The sequence below is a fragment of the Agrobacterium sp. SORGH_AS_0440 genome (assembly GCF_031453135.1).
GTDB lineage: Bacteria > Pseudomonadota > Alphaproteobacteria > Rhizobiales > Rhizobiaceae > Agrobacterium > Agrobacterium pusense.
Genome location: NZ_JAVIYR010000002.1, coordinates 755,604 through 773,599, shown reverse-complemented (window position 1 = coordinate 773,599; position 17,996 = coordinate 755,604). Strand labels below are relative to the sequence as shown.

General features: G+C 59.7%; 14 protein-coding genes and 2 tRNA genes. 9 read left to right on the top strand and 7 right to left on the bottom strand.

Annotation, left to right across the window (positions count from 1 at the left end):
* Positions 1-63 precede the first annotated feature (63 nt).
* Positions 64-1,089, bottom strand: a complete 1,026-nt coding sequence (locus tag QE453_RS13030) for a sulfate ABC transporter substrate-binding protein (RefSeq protein ID WP_004440447.1) — start codon at positions 1,087-1,089, stop codon at positions 64-66.
* 245 nt (positions 1,090-1,334) lie between these two features.
* Positions 1,335-1,775, bottom strand: coding sequence for an Rrf2 family transcriptional regulator (locus tag QE453_RS13025; protein ID WP_004440445.1), 441 nt, complete (start codon positions 1,773-1,775; stop codon positions 1,335-1,337).
* Between the two features lie 204 nt (positions 1,776-1,979).
* Between QE453_RS13025 and QE453_RS13020 the strand changes: the two genes are divergently transcribed.
* Genes QE453_RS13020 through cysN form a run of 3 tightly spaced genes read left to right on the top strand, consistent with a single transcriptional unit; the run spans position 1,980 to position 5,224 of the window.
* Positions 1,980-2,762, top strand: coding sequence for a phosphoadenylyl-sulfate reductase (locus QE453_RS13020; protein ID WP_309777208.1), 783 nt, complete (start codon positions 1,980-1,982; stop codon positions 2,760-2,762).
* 27 nt (positions 2,763-2,789) lie between these two features.
* Positions 2,790-3,743 (top strand): sulfate adenylyltransferase subunit CysD, encoded by a 954-nt coding sequence (gene cysD, locus QE453_RS13015; protein ID WP_107341204.1) that lies wholly within the window; start codon positions 2,790-2,792, stop codon positions 3,741-3,743.
* Positions 3,743-5,224 (top strand): sulfate adenylyltransferase subunit CysN, encoded by a 1,482-nt coding sequence (gene cysN, locus QE453_RS13010; RefSeq protein ID WP_162749703.1) that lies wholly within the window; start codon positions 3,743-3,745, stop codon positions 5,222-5,224. The genes cysD and cysN overlap by 1 nt, the downstream gene beginning before the upstream one ends.
* A 731-nt stretch (positions 5,225-5,955) precedes the next feature.
* Here cysN and QE453_RS13005 read toward each other — a convergent pair.
* A tRNA-Pro gene (locus tag QE453_RS13005) sits at positions 5,956-6,032 on the bottom strand.
* Between the two features lie 264 nt (positions 6,033-6,296).
* Here QE453_RS13005 and QE453_RS13000 point away from each other — a divergent pair.
* Positions 6,297-6,719, top strand: coding sequence for a hypothetical protein (locus tag QE453_RS13000; RefSeq protein WP_006699999.1), 423 nt, complete (start codon positions 6,297-6,299; stop codon positions 6,717-6,719).
* A gap of 380 nt (positions 6,720-7,099) precedes the next feature.
* Positions 7,100-8,833, top strand: coding sequence for a malate dehydrogenase (quinone) (gene mqo / locus QE453_RS12995; protein ID WP_162699286.1), 1,734 nt, complete (start codon positions 7,100-7,102; stop codon positions 8,831-8,833).
* A 140-nt stretch (positions 8,834-8,973) separates the two neighbouring features.
* Here the strand turns inward: mqo and QE453_RS12990 are convergent, their stop codons facing one another.
* Together QE453_RS12990 and QE453_RS12985 are read right to left on the bottom strand one after the other, a co-directional pair.
* Positions 8,974-9,327: a hypothetical protein gene (locus QE453_RS12990; RefSeq protein ID WP_184285312.1), complete on the bottom strand. Its 354-nt coding sequence runs from the start codon at positions 9,325-9,327 to the stop codon at positions 8,974-8,976.
* 590 nt (positions 9,328-9,917) lie between these two features.
* Positions 9,918-9,992 (bottom strand) — tRNA-Gln (locus QE453_RS12985).
* A gap of 203 nt (positions 9,993-10,195) precedes the next feature.
* Between QE453_RS12985 and QE453_RS12980 the strand changes: the two genes are divergently transcribed.
* Positions 10,196-11,104, top strand: coding sequence for an MBL fold metallo-hydrolase (locus QE453_RS12980; RefSeq protein ID WP_309777202.1), 909 nt, complete (start codon positions 10,196-10,198; stop codon positions 11,102-11,104).
* Between the two features lie 255 nt (positions 11,105-11,359).
* Here the strand turns inward: QE453_RS12980 and QE453_RS12975 are convergent, their stop codons facing one another.
* Positions 11,360-12,280: a DUF1499 domain-containing protein gene (locus tag QE453_RS12975; RefSeq protein WP_309777200.1), complete on the bottom strand. Its 921-nt coding sequence runs from the start codon at positions 12,278-12,280 to the stop codon at positions 11,360-11,362.
* A gap of 579 nt (positions 12,281-12,859) precedes the next feature.
* Between QE453_RS12975 and QE453_RS12970 the strand changes: the two genes are divergently transcribed.
* The 3 genes from QE453_RS12970 (at position 12,860) to QE453_RS12960 (ending at position 15,175) form a co-directional block, all read left to right on the top strand.
* Positions 12,860-14,224 carry a dicarboxylate/amino acid:cation symporter gene (locus QE453_RS12970; RefSeq protein WP_004440424.1) on the top strand — a complete coding sequence of 455 codons (1,365 nt, stop codon included), beginning with the start codon at positions 12,860-12,862 and terminating at the stop codon, positions 14,222-14,224.
* Positions 14,225-14,372: 148 nt separating this feature from the next.
* The gene (locus QE453_RS12965) at positions 14,373-14,771 is read left to right on the top strand and encodes a hypothetical protein (RefSeq protein ID WP_184285299.1); all 399 of its coding nucleotides are present in this window, start codon (positions 14,373-14,375) and stop codon (positions 14,769-14,771) included.
* 131 nt (positions 14,772-14,902) lie between these two features.
* On the top strand, positions 14,903-15,175 hold the full coding sequence (locus tag QE453_RS12960; RefSeq protein ID WP_004440421.1) for a hypothetical protein: 273 nt from the start codon (positions 14,903-14,905) through the stop codon (positions 15,173-15,175).
* Here the strand turns inward: QE453_RS12960 and ppdK are convergent.
* Positions 15,153-17,879, bottom strand: a complete 2,727-nt coding sequence (gene ppdK / locus QE453_RS12955; protein ID WP_077986719.1) for a pyruvate, phosphate dikinase — start codon at positions 17,877-17,879, stop codon at positions 15,153-15,155. The genes QE453_RS12960 and ppdK overlap by 23 nt on opposite strands.
* Positions 17,880-17,996 lie beyond the last annotated feature (117 nt).

Here is a 17,996-nt window from a genome sequence, read left to right as displayed (position 1 = left end):
GATCAGGTTCTGATTTGTCTTGTCCCGTGGGACGGGGTGACTACGTTTCACCCCATCATCCGCTTACTTCGCGGGCTTGTAAATCTGGTCGAAGATGCCGCCGTCACCAAAATGTTCCGGCTGCGCCTTTGCCCAACCGCCGAAGATCGGGTCGTCAATGGTGACGAGCTTGATGTCAGGCAGCTGCTTCAGCAGGTCCTTGGAGACAACGGCCGGGTTCGACGGACGGTAGAAGTGCTTCGCCGCAATATTCTGGCCCTCGTCGGAATAGAGATATTGCAGATAGGCTTCGGCCGCCTTGCGGGTGCCCTTGGCGTCGACATTGGCGTCAACCACGGCGACCGGCGGCTCGGCAAGGATCGAGATCGGCGGAACGACGATATCGAAAGCGTCAGCGCCGAATTCCTGGCCGGCCAGATAGGCTTCGTTTTCCCAGGCGAGCAGCACGTCGCCGATCTGGCGCTGTGCGAAGGTTACCGTGGAACCACGGGCGCCGGTGTCGAGAACGGGAGCGCGCTTGTAGAGCTCGCCGACATAGGCCTTGATCTTGTCCTTGTCGCCCTTGAACTCTTCATTGGCCCAAGCCCAGGCCGCGAGATAGTTCCAGCGCGCACCGCCCGAGGTCTTCGGGTTCGGGGTCACGATCTGTACGTCGCCCTTCACCAGATCGCCCCAGTTATGGATGCCCTTCGGGTTACCCTTGCGAACGAGGAAAACGATGGTGGAGGTGTAAGGGGAGGAATTATGCGGCAGGCGGCCGCGCCAGTCCTTATTGATCTTGCCGGAATTCTGCACGATGGCGTCGATGTCGCTCTGCAGCGCCAACGTCACGACGTCGGCTTCCAGACCGTCGATGACCGAACGGGCCTGCTTGCCGGAGCCGCCATGCGACTGCTGGATGGTGACGTCCTCGCCGGTGTCGGCCTTCCACTTCTTGGCGAAGGCTTCGTTGAAATCCTTGTAGAGTTCACGGGTCGGATCATAGGACACGTTCAGCAGCTTGGTCTGCGCCGCGGCCGAGCCAGCTGCGCCAAGTGCCAGTGAGAGGCTGAGCGCGACAACGCTCAAACCGGACAGAAGCTTGGACATCGGTATTCCCTCCTGATTGCGATGGCTTAACTCTACCGGTTGAGTAGAGTTGGTCAATGAGGCCGAATACGATCGAAAAAGTGTTTCCCTTGAGCGTTTCTCCGGGCAACAAATACAGCGCAGCATAAGCGAAAGGCGCAACAAGCGTCGTGTAAAACTTTGCTGAATGCAAAAGCGTTTCACATTTTTGCCGGTTTTTTGCCGCGATGGCGAAAAATATTGAGGTGTTTTAGACGAATTTTTCGTCAGGCCGTCAAAAGCTCGGGCACTTCGACACCGGCCACCGCATCTGCAACGGTGGTGTTGAACAGGATGTTGCGCGTCGCATCGGCCACACGGGCGAAGACGTGGCGGATCTCGCACTGCTTCTCGCCGTCGCAATCCTCGCAGCGGCGATAGGCGGTCTGGGAGAGGCAAGGCAGAGGAGCAAGGGGGCCATCAATGAGCCGCAGCACCTCGCCGAAAGTAATATCATCCGCCGGGCGAGCCAGAAGATAACCACCCTGCTTGCCGCGCCGGCTTTCGACAAGGCGTTCCTTCTTCATTTCGAGAAGGATCTGCTCCAGAAACTTTTTCGGAATGGCCTGTTCGCGGGCAATGTCGGAAATCTGCACAGGACAGCCACCGTCGGCCTTGGCCAGCGAGAGAAGCGCCCTCAGCGCATATTTTGCCTTCTGCGAAATCATCGTAAAACCAGTAGATCACAAGCCCGGATACCCGGCAATCAGGGCTTAGCGCAGAAGTTGTCACAATTCAAATCCAGGCTGCGAACAAGGTGAACGGGCATCTTTTGCTCATAGCACGCGCGCGAGAGGCATTTTTGCTCTGAAGTGCAGCGCACAAAGACTGTCATTTCTCGTCCAAAGCGCCGATTTCAACAATAATCGGCCATGGAAATCCCGGACGTGACAATGACCATCAATTCAGCAAATGCCTCTGCCGATGCCGATTCCCTCGATGCCACGCTTGCCGGGCTCGATCTGGCGGGTCGGCTTTCGTTTATCGCCGGCCTTGGCGGGCGCGCGGTCTTCACCACCAGCCTCGGCATCGAGGATCAGGTCATCACCGCCGCGATCGGCACCCACCGCCTGCCGATTGACGTTGTCACGCTGGAAACTGGCCGTCTTTTCAAGGAAACCGTCGATCTCATCGATGAAACCGAGGAGCGTTTCGGCATCGAAATCCGTCGTTTCCGTCCCGAACAGGACGATATAGACGCCTACGCCGCAAAATACGGTCTCAACGGCTTCTACGAAAGCGTTGAGGCGCGTCATGCCTGCTGTCATGTCAGAAAGCTGATCCCGCTCGGCAAGGCGCTTGATGGTGCCGCATTCTGGATCACCGGCCTCCGTCGCGGCCAGTCGGGCAATCGTGCCACGACGCCGTTTGCCGAATTCGATGCGGATCGCAATCTCATCAAGATCAACCCTTTGGCTGACTGGGATATCGACCTCATCAAGGCGCATGTCGCCCAGGAGAACATCCCCATCAATCCGTTGCATCAGCGCGGTTACCCGTCCATCGGCTGCGAGCCGTGTACGCGCGCCATCAAGCCCGGTGAGCCTGAGCGCGCCGGACGATGGTGGTGGGAAAACGACGAGAAGCGCGAATGCGGTCTTCACGTCGCCGGTGCGGAGCAGACCTCCGCTACCTCCGCCATCCCGCAACGATAATCATTCAGTACATTCCCGGAGTTCACAATGTCCAACGCAGTCCACGAGACGGACAGCAAGAATACTGTCACATCCAAGCCGCCGCTCGATCCCCATCTGAAGGCGCTTGAAAACGAAGCTATTCATATCTTTCGCGAAGTCGCAGCCGAATTCGACAAGCCCGTGATGCTCTATTCCATCGGCAAGGACTCGTCCGTGCTGCTGCATCTCGCGCGCAAGGCCTTCTTCCCCGGCCGCATTCCCTTCCCGCTGCTGCACGTCAATACCGGCTGGAAGTTCAAGGAAATGATCGAATTCCGCGACAATATCGTCAAGGAATACGATCTGGAGCTGATCTCCCATACCAATCCGCGCGGCGCGGCGGAAAACATCACGCCCTTCACCCACGGATCGGCGCTTTACACCGACATCATGAAGACGGAAGCCCTGCGTCAGGCGCTGGACGCCGGCCAGTTCGACGCCGCCTTCGGTGGTGCGCGCCGCGACGAAGAGGCGAGCCGCGCCAAGGAACGCATCTACTCTTTCCGTACGCCCGACCATAAGTGGGACCCGCGTAACCAGCGACCGGAACTGTGGAACATCTATAACGGCATGGTCCGCAAGGGCGAGAGCGTTCGCGCTTTCCCGCTCTCCAACTGGACCGAAGTCGACATCTGGCGTTATATCGAGGCGGAAAACATCCCGCTGGTGCCGCTCTATTATGCCGCCGAGCGCCCCTATATCGAGCGTGACGGCATGATGATCCTTGCCGAAGACGAGCGTCTGGAGCTTTTGCCCGGTGAAGAGATCAAGCGTGGCTCGATCCGCTTCCGCACGCTCGGCTGCTTCCCGCTCACCGGTGCGATCCGTTCCGAGGCGGCGACGCTTCAGGATGTGATTGCCGAGCTCGAAATCGCCACCGTTTCCGAACGTCAGGGCCGCGCGATCGATCGCGACCAGTCCGGCTCGATGGAGAAAAAGAAGCGCGAGGGGTATTTCTGATGACCGCCTCTGCCACCACCAACATTTCCACGGCCACCATTTTGCCCTTTGCTGAACATTCGAAAGCAGCGCGCGACACCCGCCCGCTTCGTCTCATCACATGCGGCAGCGTGGATGACGGCAAGTCGACCCTGATCGGCCGTCTCCTCTGGGACACCAAGGCCGTCAAGGAAGACCAGGCCGCGACACTGCACCGCGACAGCGGCAAGCAGAACGATCTCGGCCTGCCCGATTTCGCGCTGCTGCTCGACGGTCTGCAGGCAGAGCGCGAGCAGGGCATCACCATCGATGTCGCCTATCGTTATTTCGCCACTGACAGGCGCGCCTTCATCGTGGCCGACACGCCCGGCCATGAGCAATATACCCGCAACATGGCGACCGGCGCTTCCACAGCCGACCTCGCCGTGCTGCTCGTCGATGCCCGTACCGGCATTCTGGAACAGACGCGGCGTCATGCCACCATCGCGGCGCTGATGGGCATCCGGCAATTCGTGCTGGCCGTCAACAAGATCGACCTGACGCATTACGACAAGGCCGGTTTCGAACTGATCGCCCACGAGTTCCGCGATTTCGCATCCGATCTCGGCATCAAGCAGATAACCGCCATTCCGATGTCGGCGCTGAAAGGTGAAAACGTCGTTCTGTCAGGCAAGGCTTCCATGCCCTGGTATGAAGGCCCGACGCTGGTGGAAACGCTGGAACTGGCGACCGTTCGCTCCGCGCAATCGGGCGGCTTCCGCTTTCCCGTACAACGCGTCTCGCGTCCCGGCGAAAGCTTCCGCGGTTATCAGGGCACGGTTGCCGGCGGTTCGGTGAAGCCGGGCGACAGCGTCGTTATCCTGCCTTCCGGCATGGTCGCTAACGTCAAGCAGATCGTCACTTTCGACCTGGTGCGCAATGCCGCCGTGGCGGGTGATGCCGTCACGCTGGTGCTCGATCGTCAGGTGGACGTCTCGCGCGGCGACATGATTGTCTCCATCGAGGCGCAGCCTCAGACTGGCCTTGCCTTCGACGCGCAGATCGTGGCTTTGCAGCCCGGAGGCATCGAGGCCGGCAAGCGCTACTGGCTGAAAAGCGGCAGCCGCCGACAGCGTGTCAGTGTGCAGCCCGTCAGCCAGCTGAACCTCAAGGAAGGCGAATGGCAGGCGCATGAGACGTCGCTGCCGATGAACGCCATCGGCAAGGTCAGGCTTTCCTTCGATGAGACGGCGATCTTCGATCCCTATGAACAGAACCGCTCGACGGGTTCCTTCATCCTGATCGACCCCGACACCAACAATACGGTGGCGGGCGGCATGATTTCAGGAAAGCGCAATACTGGCGCGACGGAAGAAAAAGGCGACCGGGTCATTCTCTCGCTGCCTGCCGATCTCGCGGAAAAGCTGCTGGCGAGCGAGCTTCTTGCCAAGCACCGCGACGAGATCGACATCCGGCGCACGGATGCGGCAACAGCCTCACGGCTCATCAGCGATCTCGACTGAGAATGCCGGCATGAACGACAAAAGGCGACCACGGTGTGGTCGCCTTTTTGTTTGGGTCCAGTCGTCAGATGCGACTTAAAACACGAACATATAAAGCAGAATGATCACGAAGATCGGAACGCCCATAGCCCACAGTGCAATACCCTTCAGCATGTTATCCTCCATTGTTGTATGTTTGGATAACGGCTGAGGAAGCTTTCCGATCCATCTGCTTTGCGGATTTTTACGGGTTGTTTCTCGGCGGCGCAGAAGGCCGCTCGTTCATTCGGCGTTCATGGGCAAAAGGCGAATTTGCCCTCGGTCGCTCCGCCAAGCGGCCGAACAGAGGCTCGTTGCTTGAAAATGCAGCGGGCCTCTTTTTTGATCGCGATAAGTTGATCACGGCGATGGCCCTGAAACTCGGGGCTCGCGACTGTCACGGGTAACTTCTTGGATTGTGGACCTGAATTGACACTTCTAAGACGGTCCGTGTCGCGCGTCCCCTGAAACAGGCCGCGACATTGGGGCCTGGCGCTTGGCGGAGCGACGGGCCTCTTTTATTCGCGCATACGGAAAAGTGGAAGCGCAGGAAGTTGCGACAACCTACCCAACTGGGCTCCGAGGCATGGGCGACGAATGCATTCAAACCGGCTCTGATGCGACCGGTCCGGTTGATGTATGACGATTTGATATGGAGGTTTTCAGCAAGTATCGGGATTTTTTGCAAGCCGCTGATTTATCGGGCTTCTAGCTGGTCGGAGTGAGAGGATTCGAACCTCCGACCCCCACGTCCCGAACGTGGTGCGCTACCAGACTGCGCTACACTCCGTGACCAGCGGCGCTTCTATAGACCAGCCTCTGGCATTCGACAAGCGGCTTATTGCATTTTTTATGACAAGTTTTCCCCACCTGCTGGAACAGCCCCGGTAGGCACCGGCGGCACCGGGCGGAAGGCTTCAAAACGTTACAAAAAAGCAATTGTGGCAGGAAATTTTCATCGGGCCGCACAGCTCCCCTGCCCGCCGCGGCCAAATCTGCTAGGGGAACGGAATGACCGGCGGGATGCCGGACACGGCACAAAGGACATTTCACCATGCTATTTCGCAGCGTAACGCTTGCAGCGTTTGCCATTGCGCTCTCGGCCTGCACCACTTCCACCGATGGCTCCACGCCCTCCTTCACCCAGAAGAGCCCGGTTGAGACCCGTTGGGTCGGCCAGTCCGCAGGTATTTTCTTCGCCAAATTCGGCCCGCCGCTGAGCGACACCGAAAGCGGCAGCTCCACCGTCTACAACTGGCGCGGCGGCTACAAGAAGGCGACGATTCCGGCGAAGTTCGAAGAAGGCAAGGATGGCAAAAAAGGCCGGCAGATTTCGCCCGCCCGCACCGCCTCCCTTTCCTGCACGGTGCAGCTGGTCGTCTCCAGCGATTACAAGATCACCGCCGTGCGCACGATCTCCGATCGCCCGGGCGTCAACGGTCCGAGCTACTGCGCGGAATTCCTCGCCGCCAACTGATCGTCAGCCACAAGCCAAAATGCGCGAAGGCCTGCCCGAATCGGCGGGCCTTTTCACTTTTTCGGGATTTCCGTCATTATTCTGAAAAAAATTGTGCCTGAAGCGGCACCTTGCGGATCGCAACTCAGTGGAAAGGGTGCTGGCGCTGCGTTTTTGGCAAAATCCCGTCAGGGAACGCTTTCAACCGTTTGAAAGCCGCAACTTATCTTAACAATCATCAAAATGATAATCGGCATAACCGTGAGATCGGCCGTCCGCCACGGCAAAATCCGCACAAAACCGCTTGAACTGGGGTGGATGAGTCCGGGTTGTGCCGGTTTGCGCTTTGCTATAACGGGGCGGTCGGGAGGAGTGTTTTTAACACAAAACAAGAATCAGGTATGGCCGTGACTCCCATCGATCAAGACAAATCCCAGCTCACTGATCTCTCCGAGGAAACTTCCCTCTCCCACGCATTGCCGATGAACCGCAGACAGGTTCTGGGTGGTGCTCTCGCCGGGCTTGCCGCAGCAGCGCTGCCCTCTTCCGCGCTTCTCGCCAATACGACTGCCAAGAAGGTCGACGTGCTTCTCATCGGTGGCGGCATCATGAGCGCGACGCTCGGTGTGTGGCTGCGCGAGCTGGAGCCCACCTGGTCGATGCAGATGCTGGAGCGGCTGGATGGCGTGGCGCTTGAAAGCTCCAACGGCTGGAACAATGCCGGCACCGGCCATTCCGCGCTTGCCGAGCTGAACTACACGCCCGAAGACGACAAGGGCAACATCAAGATCAGCCAGGCGATCAACATCAACGAATCCTTCCAGATTTCCCGGCAGTTCTGGGCATGGCAGGTGCGCAACGGCGTTCTGAAGAACCCGCGCTCCTTCATCAACCACACGCCGCATATGAGCTTCGTCTGGGGTGACGAGAACGTCGCCTATCTGGAAAAGCGCTATCAGGCGCTGAAGGCGAGCCCGCTTTTCGCCGGCATGGAGTTCTCCACCGATCCCGAGCAGATCAAGAAGTGGGTGCCGCTGATGATGGAAGGCCGAGATCCTTCCCAGAAGATTGGCGCAACCTGGTCGCCGCTCGGCACCGACATGGAATTTGGCGAAATCACCCGCCAATTCGTCTCGCATCTGCAGAGCGACCAGAATTTCGACCTGCAGGTCAATAGCGAGGTTTCCGACATCCAGCGCAATGCCGATGGCAGCTGGCGCGTGACCTATACCAACACCAAGACCGATGCCGAACAGATGGTGGATGCGAAATTCGTGTTCATCGGCGCCGGCGGCGGCGCGCTGCATCTGCTGCAGATGTCCGGCATTCCGGAAGCGGATGATTATGCCGGTTTCCCTGTCGGCGGCTCGTTCCTCATCAACGAAAACCCTGATGTGACGATGCAGCATCTGGCCAAGGCCTATGGCAAGGCCTCGGTGGGCTCGCCGCCCATGTCGGTGCCGCACCTCGATACCCGCGTGCTGGGCGGCAAGCGTGTCATCCTGTTCGGACCCTTCGCCACCTTCTCCACCAAGTTCCTGAAAGAAGGCTCCTATTTCGATCTCGTCTCCTCCGTCACGACCAGCAATGCCTGGCCGATGGTGCGCGTCGGTATCGATGAATATCCGCTGGTCGAATATCTCGCCGGCCAGCTGATGATGTCGGATGACGACCGTTTTGCTGCGCTGAAGGAATATTTCCCGAATGCCAAGCAGGGCGAATGGCGTCTCTGGCAGGCAGGCCAGCGCGTGCAGATCATCAAGCGCGACGAAGAAAAGGGCGGCGTGCTGCGGCTCGGCACCGAAGTCGTCTCCGCTGGGGACGGCAGCATCGCCGGCCTGCTCGGCGCTTCGCCGGGCGCTTCCACCGCAGCGCCGATCATGCTCAGCGTTCTGGAAAAAGTCTTCAAGGACAAGGTGGCAACGCCGGAATGGCAGACGAAGCTGCGCCAGATCGTGCCGAGCTACGGCACCAAACTCAATGACGACCCGGAAAAGGTACGTGAGGAATGGGCCTACACCGCCGAGCACCTGCAGCTGCCGACCCCGCCGCAGATCGACCTTGAGGCGCTGAAGGGCGCCGGTGCGGCGCCTGCGGGTGCGCCGGTCAAGAAGGTGCCTGATATCGCGCTTTAAGGGTTAGGTGCGATTTAGGATTGGACGCCGCGTGTCTCTGGATGCGCGGCGTTTTTGTTGGTGCACACCTTTCCCGCACTCGACGTCCTCCTCGAGCTTGACCCGAGAATCTTTGGAGCAGAGAGAGCGCAACGATAAGTTCAGGATTGCCTAGAGAGAATATCACCTAAAAGGGCTTTAGGCGCAGCAACTTTGTATGGCGGGGCAGGTGTCCGAAACCATTCCCACGAGGCAGGCGGAAGAAACCCATTCACATTTGTGGCATCTATTTCGGCTACGAGGAAAAGCTTGTTGGGAAAAAATGGCATGAGTTTAGCGGTAAGTTCACTAACAGTGAGCTTGGTCTTCACGATATAAATCAATGGTAAGTGGTTCCAGTAGGACAATATGTCGAAGCTATCCACAAGGTAGCGTTGGAGTGCTGGTACGTTTACACCCTCATACAACCCGTACACCAAAAAGCAGTGAACGCCGTTTGACTTGTCAACGCTCATCGGTGACTCCCAAGTGTGGGTTGGTTACAGGGTCGCTGTTAATCGTGATTTGACCCGAGTTACTGTCGCCCATCAGAGCAATGGAGGCCATTTGTTGAATGTGGCCCTCCGAGTGGAGCCTATTAGGGTCACGCTTCAAAAGGTATTCGAAGACCCGGAGCAAATATACGATTAGTGCAATCGTCGCTGACAAGGCCACATGTGCAGGCCATCCGCCCACTGTGATGTAGAGAGATGAGGTGAATGTGCCTGAAACACCGACCGCCCATAGCAATGGAGTTAAAGCGCTACCTGTTTTCTTCGCCATAATAGCGTGTTGCAATGGGCCGATCATTTTTCACTGCGCGCCTAGAAACGGAGTTGCTCTCGCTAATATTATAGTCACAGGTTGAGACGCTTCGATGCTCAATTTTCGCTTTGTCCACAAAGCAATGAGGGATGACGACGCCGATAAATGCTTGGCAGAAGGTGGGCGACGACCACTCATCCAACATTGGTGGTCGAAAGATTTCAAATCTTGCAGTAAAAGGGGTACATAGTGAGATATGCAGACACCGCCAAGTCTTTGATTTAATCGCGGCCAGAAAGAATGGCTGGGGCGCCAGGATTCGAACCTGGGAATGCCGGTACCAAAAACCGGTGCCTTACCGCTTGGCGACGCCCCAACAGGGCAGCGAGAGCGAAACGCCGCTGCCTGAACCGCGCCTGATTAGCAAAGCCTGCCCGGCGCGGCAATGACCCGGCGACCAATTTTTTCACAAAATTCAAGCTTTTTGGGTGCCGTGTCGAAGTTCGCATGTTAGGGCTTGGCCGTGACGCGGATGAGGCCGCGGCGCAAGCATGCATGGCATTTTTTCAGGAGGTCTCGATGGCGGACCCGGCATTCGATCTCGATTTCCAGCCGGCCTATGGCGAGGCGGTTCCCGTCGCCCCGCTCATCCAGCGCATCACCGTCAACAATCCTTCCGCCTTCACCTTCCATGGCACCAATTCCTATATCGTCGGTGACCGTTCCGTCGCCGTCATCGATCCCGGCCCGGAGGATGAGGCGCATTTTCGGGCGCTGATGGCCGCGCTCGAAGGGCGCGAAGTCACGCACATCTTCGTCAGCCACACCCATCGCGATCATTCGCCGCTTGCCCGCAGGCTGGCGCAGGCGACCGGGGCGCTGACGGTGGCTGAAGGCCCGCACCGCGCCGCCCGGCCACTGCATGTGGGCGAGACCAATCCCTTTGCCGAAAGTTCCGATACGGCTTTTGCGCCTGACATTGCGCTGGGCGACGGGCAGAGCCTTTCCGGTGACGGCTGGACATTGACGGCGTTGCATACGCCGGGCCACACCGCCAACCACGCCGCCTTTGCGCTTGAGGGGAGCGGCATCGTCTTTTCGGCCGATCACGTCATGGCCTGGGCCACCACCATCGTCGCGCCGCCTGATGGGGCGATGAGCGACTACATGGCTTCACTGGAGCGGTTGCTCACCCGCGACGACCGGTTGTTCCTGCCCGGCCATGGCGGCCCGGTCACCGATCCCGCAGCCTTCATGCGGGGCTTGCGCGCCCACCGCCGCATGCGGGAAAAGGCGGTGTTGAAGCGGATCAGGGACGGCGACAGGCTGATCGCCGATATGGTGAAGGTGATCTATGCCAGCACCGACAAGCGTCTGCATGGGGCGGCGGCACTTTCCGTGCTGGCGCATATCGAGGATCTGATCGAGAAGGGCGAAGTTCGGACGGAAGGCGCGCCTTCGCTCACGGGTGAATATTTCCCGGCGTGACGGGGTTTTAACTAGCCAGCTCTCAAGGTGCTTTCGTGATTGCCGCCCCTTCGGTGGGGAGCGAGCGGGTGCCACCTGTTTCTTCTCCCCGCCGGGGAGAAGTCCGCGGCATCGGGATGAGGGGGCAAGCTCTCCGAAAATCTCCGCCGTTACCCCCTCATCCGGCCCTTCGGGCCACCTCCTCCCCGGCGGGGAGAAGAAACGAGCGGCGACGTCGCGATCCATTCGGCCAACGTGTAGCTTTGCCTTCCGGCCTCAATTATCGTTCAGCCCCTGCATCTCCGCATCCAGCGCATCGAGATAGGCCTCGGCAATCGCCGCGCCCATGCCAAGATCGTGCTGGCCGTAGCGGGAGGCGACGCGGACATCGACGATGGTGGTTTCCGCCTCTTCCTTCAGGCGAATGAGGATATCGAAGCGCAGGCCCCAGATGCGGGTGCGGGTTTCACCCTGCATCAGCACCACGCCGCTGCCGTTGAAGAAGGTGGGCAAAGGCGCGTCGGTCGGGCGGGCCATGGGCACGGGCACGATGGAGGGCAGGTCTTCCACCGGCGCATCGTCGGCGGGCTGCTGCCTGTCCTGTGCTGGCACCCCGACGGCAGGGGCATCCTCCGCCCCTATCACACCCTTCGTATGGGTAATGCGGATATTCTGGGAGGCGGCCATTTTTTTGGCGGCGGCGTAGATGCGGTCTATCGCGCCTTCATAACGGCGCCCGGCAAGGCTGGCATAGGCCTCCATCTGCGCATCGCGATCAGCCTTGGTAATGGTCGCGGGCCGCACCAGCCATTGCTGGTTGGCGGCCGGTGTCGCCAGCCACTCCGGCACATCGCTCAGGTCAGTGGAGATGTCGTAAATCTTCGGCTGCTGCCAATAAAGAAAGGCGCCGTAGCCGACAACGCCGAGTGGCAAGGCCGAGAGAAGCAGCGCCGCCAGCGCCGAAAGGCCGCCGCGTGCGCCTCTGGTCCACAGCCGCTCAAGGCCGATCAGCGCCAGAAGCACGGCAAGAAAAGCGATGCCTGCGGCAATGAGGAGCAGCCCGACAAGATCAGGCGTCGTCAGCGGCCCGAAACGGTGGATGCCGGCGGCGATGAGAAAAAGCGCCAGTGCCGCCAGGCCCAGATAGCGGGAAAGATAGGCTGCAACCGAAAAAGGCCGGACGAAACGCACAGTCATGGAAGCGGATATCCGTTAGATCGCATTGGCTAAGAGGCGTTGTACCCGGGTTCTGGCAGGGAATCACCTGCATATGATGTCATAAACCGGAATTGCGGCGAGGAAAACAAAGGAGGGGGCGATCTGCGGGTAAAGCGTGCCCCCCGAAGACCTCTCTTCCATCATGCCGGACATGATCCACTTCTGTGCGGGTTAAATTTCCGGACAGGTCGCAGTTTCCTTGAGGTCGGTGATTAAAGGTGAAGACCCGCTCAACGGCATGCTCGGCCCTGTGCCGAGGATCTAATTACCTCCAATAAAAATCAATATGTCGGCAGACCTCGGGACAGGCCCGAGAATGACGTCGGCGCAATTAGCATGACTTTCCCCGCGCGACGGACTGAGAGGCCACGCCAACAAGAAGCAGGAATATTTTTCCGCATTGCCGCAGCGTCAGGGAATAATTCCCCGACAATGCAACAAATACGCACGTTCATCCCTTAATTGCTGAGGAAATCGGCGTATTCTCAGCGACCTCCCTCGAGAATGCTTGTAAAAAATGCAACATTCTCGCTTTCTTGCACAATAAAGAGACATGTCATGTCACAGGCAACGACCTCTGCCCGCCCTTCGGGGCATAAACCCTTTTATCGCAATTTTGGCTTTCAGGTTCTGATAGCCATGGTCATCGGCCTGCTGCTCGGCCTTGTTGCCCGCAATATCGGCCCCGACGCCGCCGGCAGCCCCAACTGGCTCTCGGTGACGCTGCAGACCATCGGCAGCATATTCGTCCAGCTGCTGCGCGCACTCGTGCCGCCGCTGATCTTTACCGCCATCGTCGCCTCCATCGCCAATCTCAAGAACCTCTCTAATGCGGCGAAGCTTGTCTGGCAGACGCTGCTCTGGTTCGCCATCACCGCTTTGATTGCGGTCGTCATCGGCATCGTGCTCGGTCTTGTCATCCAGCCGGGCGTCAACACGGCGATCGCCAATACGGCAGCCGCAGCACCGTCCTCCACCGGTTCTTGGCTGGACTTCCTCAAGGGTCTCGTCCCGGCCAACGTCTTCGGCCTTGAAGCATCTACCAAAATCAGCAATGGCGCGGCCAGCACCTCGTTGAATTTCAATGTCCTGCAGTTGCTGGTGGTGTCGATTGCCTTCGGTGTCGCGGCGCTGAAAGCCGGCAAGGCGGCGGAGCCGTTCCTCGCCTTCAACCAGTCGCTGCTCGCCATCGTGCGTAAAATCCTGTGGTGGGTCATCCGCCTTACCCCCATCGGCACCATCGGCCTGCTTGGCCGCGCAGTTGACCAATATGGCTGGACCACGCTGTCACAGCTCGGCTGGTATGCAGCGGCCGTCTATATCGGTCTCGCACTGGTGCTTTTCGTGGTTTACCCGGCACTGCTTCTCGCGCATGGCCTGAAGCCCTCGCGCTTCTTTGCGGGCGCATGGCCGGCCATCCAGCTCGCCTTTGTCTCGCGTTCCTCCATCGGCACACTGCCCGTCACCGAAACCGTGACGGAAAAGAGCCTCGGCGTTCCGCGCGAATATGCCGCCTTCTCCGTGCCGCTCGGCGCCACGACCAAGATGGACGGCTGCGCCGCGATCTATCCGGCAATCTCGGCGATCTTCATCGCGCAGTTCTTCCAGGTGCCCCTCGGCATTCAGGAATATGTGCTGATCGTCTTCGTTTCGGTGCTCGGTTCCGCCGCAACGGCCGGACTGACCGGCGCGGTGGTTATGCTCACGCTGACGCTCTCCACACTCGGACTGCCGCTCGAAGGTGTGGGCCTGCTGCTCGCCATCGACCCGATCCTGGACATGGGCCGCACCGCGGTCAACGTCGCCGGACAGGCGCTGGTGCCCACCATTGTCGCCAAGCGTGAGGGCATTCTCAACGAGGCCGTTTATAACAACGCCAAGGACATCGACGCACTCGATGACCGTGAAGTGGCGACGGCCTGACAGCAATAGTCGCGGGGCGTTTCCGATAAAAAGGAGATGCCCTGCGTTGGCCACTTCCTTTGCCCCATTAAAGTTAGGGGTTGACGGAGATGGCTTCATCGATAGCCATAACGACACGGACAAAGCGCAGCTTCAGCGGAACGTATGCATGGTGAAACGTAACTGGATCTATGTCGGCCTGCTCGCCTTTGTCTCAGTCGGGCTGCTTATCGACGCGGCCATCTGGCCCGCCGGACCGCCCAGTTCCTTTACCGCGAACGATCTGGTGCAGATGATCGGCATCATCACCCTGTTTGCGTGGTGGCAGATAGCGGATGCCGAAAAGCGGGGTTCCCGACGCAGCTCTGCCGTAAAATTCGCGACTATTCTGCTCGCGCCTGTCGGCCTTGCCATTTATCTCTATCAGACCCGCCGCTGGACACGCGCCACCCTCGGCCTGATCGCATTCATGGGCGGTCTTCTTCTCGCCGGCATCCTAACGCTTCTGTTGAGTGACTGGCTCATTCAGCAGGGCTTTTTCCCGCCCTCCTTCCTGTCCAGATATTAATCACAGCGGAGGTGCCTGCGGCGGCCCATTGATGCAACTTTCCACCCTACCGCGGCTTTTCCCCGTCCTAAAACAGGCGTATCAATCTCGGCAATAAGTGCCGTACGGCTGTCATATCAGGGAGAAACAAAATGCGCTTTTCCATCGTCTTCGGTGCGCTTGCCGCCATGCTGGCGCTCACCGCATGCCAGACGCTGACACCGGAAGAGCGCCGGGCTCGGGATGAGGCGACATGCCGGGGTTACGGTTTCCGCCCCGGCACTGACCCGATGGCCGGTTGCCTTCTCGATCTGGAAATGGACCGCCGTGCGGACAACCGTGCCTGGCAGGCGCAGATGAACCGCGACATGTTCTACCGTCCCGTGGTGGTGGAGCGGCGCATCATCGTCCAACAGAACCCCTGACGGGGATAAAGGCGACATTGCTTGCCACCTGCCCTTCTTCCGCCCGCGCGGCAAGCGTCGCCTGCGCGGCGGCAAGGCGGGCGATGGGCACGCGAAAAGGCGAGCACGAGACGTAATCAAGATCGGCATTTTCGCAGAAATGGATCGAGGCCGGGTCTCCGCCATGTTCGCCGCAGATACCGAGCTTCAGTTCTGGCCGCGTCTGGCGGCCGCGTTCGGCGGCGATGCGGATCAATTCACCCACGCCATCGAAATCGAGCGAAATGAACGGGTCGCGTTCGATGATGCCCTTACGCTGATAGGTATTGATGAAACGCGCCGCATCGTCGCGGGAAATGCCGAAGGTCGTCTGCGTCAAATCGTTGGTGCCGAAGGAGAAGAATTCGGCCGCTTCGGCAATGACATGGGCGCGCAGGGCCGCACGCGGCAGCTCGATCATGGTTCCCGTGAGATATTCGATCTCCATGCCGGTTTCTTTCGCCACCGCCTCGGCGACGCCATCGATGACCGCAGTCACGTAATCCAGTTCCGAACGCAGGCCAACCAGCGGCACCATGATCTCAGGCACGACGGGCGCGCCGGTAATGCGCGCCGCCGTAACGGCGGCTTCGAAAATGGCGCGGGCCTGCATTTCGGCGATTTCCGGGTAGGAGATGGCGAGGCGGCAGCCACGATGGCCGAGCATGGGGTTGAATTCGTGCAGCGCATCAAGCCGCTGGCGGAACACCGTCTGCGGCATGCCCATGGCGGCGGCAACCTCGACGATTTCACCATCCGTCTTCGGCAGGAATTCGTGCAGTGGCGGGTCGAGCAGGCGGATCGTCACCGGCAGGCCGTGCATGATCTGGAAAAGTTCGGTGAAATCCGAGCGCTGCATCGGCAGAAGCTCATCGAGCGCCGCCCGTCTGCCCTTTTCGCTTTCGGCCAGGATCATCTCGCGCATGACATGGATGCGGTCGCCCTCGAAGAACATGTGTTCGGTACGGCAGAGGCCAATGCCCTCAGCGCCAAAGGCGCGCGCGGCGCGGGCGTCGGCGGGCGTGTCCGCATTGGTGCGCACGGTCATCCGGCGCAGCTTGTCCGCCCATTCCATCAGCTTGCCGAAATCACCCGAGAGTTCCGGCTGCGTCATCGGCACCTCGCCTTTCAGCACCCGGCCGGAGGAACCATCGATGGTGATGACATCCCCCCGCTTCAGCATGCAGCCGACGCCGATCAGCACCCTGTTGCGCATATCGACGCGCATGGAGCCGGCGCCGGTGACACAGGGAATGCCCATGCCCCGCGCCACCACGGCGGCGTGGCTGGTCATGCCGCCGCGCGTCGTCAAAATTCCTTCGGCGGCATGCATGCCGTGAATATCTTCCGGGCTGGTTTCGATGCGCACCAGAATGACGCGGCGTCCTTCGGCCTCGGCGGCGACCGCCTCTTCCGCGGTAAAGACGATCTCACCCGTTGCCGCCCCCGGAGAGGCGGGCAGGCCGGAGCCGATGATGGGACGGGATGTGCCGGGATCGATGGTGGGATGCAGCAGCTGGTCGAGCGACGACGGCTCGATGCGGCAGACGGCTTCGTCCTGCGAAATCAGCCCTTCTTCCACCATATCGACCGCAATCTTCATGGCGGCACGGGTGGTGCGCTTGCCGGAGCGGGTCTGCAGCATCCAGAGCTTGCCGCGCTCGATGGTGAATTCAAGATCCTGCATGTCGCGGTAGTGGGTTTCCAGCCGCTTGCAGATCGCCAGGAATTCGGAAAAGGCTTCCGGCATCAGCTTTTCCATGGACGGCTTGTCGGAGCCGGAGGCCAAGCGTGCGGCCTCGGTGATGGATTGCGGCGTGCGGATGCCCGCCACCACGTCTTCGCCTTGCGCATTGACGAGGAATTCACCGTAAAGCTCCGCCTCGCCTGTCGAGGGGTTGCGGGTAAAGGCGACGCCGGTTGCCGAGGACGAGCCGAGATTGCCGAAGACCATGGCCTGAACGTTGACGGCCGTGCCCCAGTCGCCGGGAATATTGTGCAGGTGCCGATAGGTCACGGCACGGTGGTTGGTCCAGCTGGCGAACACGGCGCCAATTGCGCCCCAAAGCTGGACGTGACAATCCTGCGGGAAGGCTTCGCCGAGCTCATCTTCGATCAGCTTCTTGTAGAGCGAAACGACGTGCTGCCATTCGACCGCCGACATGTCCGTATCGTATTCATGGCCAAGCCGGCCTTTTTCATCTTCGAGGATTTCCTCGAACATTTCATGGTCGAGACCCATGACGACATCAGCATACATCTGGATGAAGCGGCGATAGCTGTCCCAGGCAAAACGCGCGTCGCCCGCATCGTGGCCCAATGCCTCGACGGTGCGGTCGTTGAGACCAAGGTTCAACACCGTATCCATCATGCCGGGCATGGAGGCGCGCGCGCCGGAACGGACGGAGATGAGCAGTGGCGACTGGCTGCCGCCGAAGGTCTTGCCGGTCACGATTTCCATACCATGCAGGCCGGCCATGACCTGAAGCTTCAGGTCATCCGGGAGATCGCGGCCGTTCTTGTGATAAAGCGCGCAGGCGTCGGTAATGATGGTGAGGCCGGGGGGAACGGGAAGGCCGAGACTTGCCATTTCGGCAAGGTTTGCGCCCTTGCCGCCCAATATCGCAACGTCACCTGCCCTGCCTTCAGCAGCACCGTTGCCGAAGGTATAAACCCATTTTTTCATTCCACGCTCTCCACCCAGAAGCGTTGTCATTTTTCTATCATCTACAGCATTGGCGGCACGTTGGGAACGCCGCAACGCGTAGTTTACATCGCACTGCAGCATAATTGCGGCGAATTG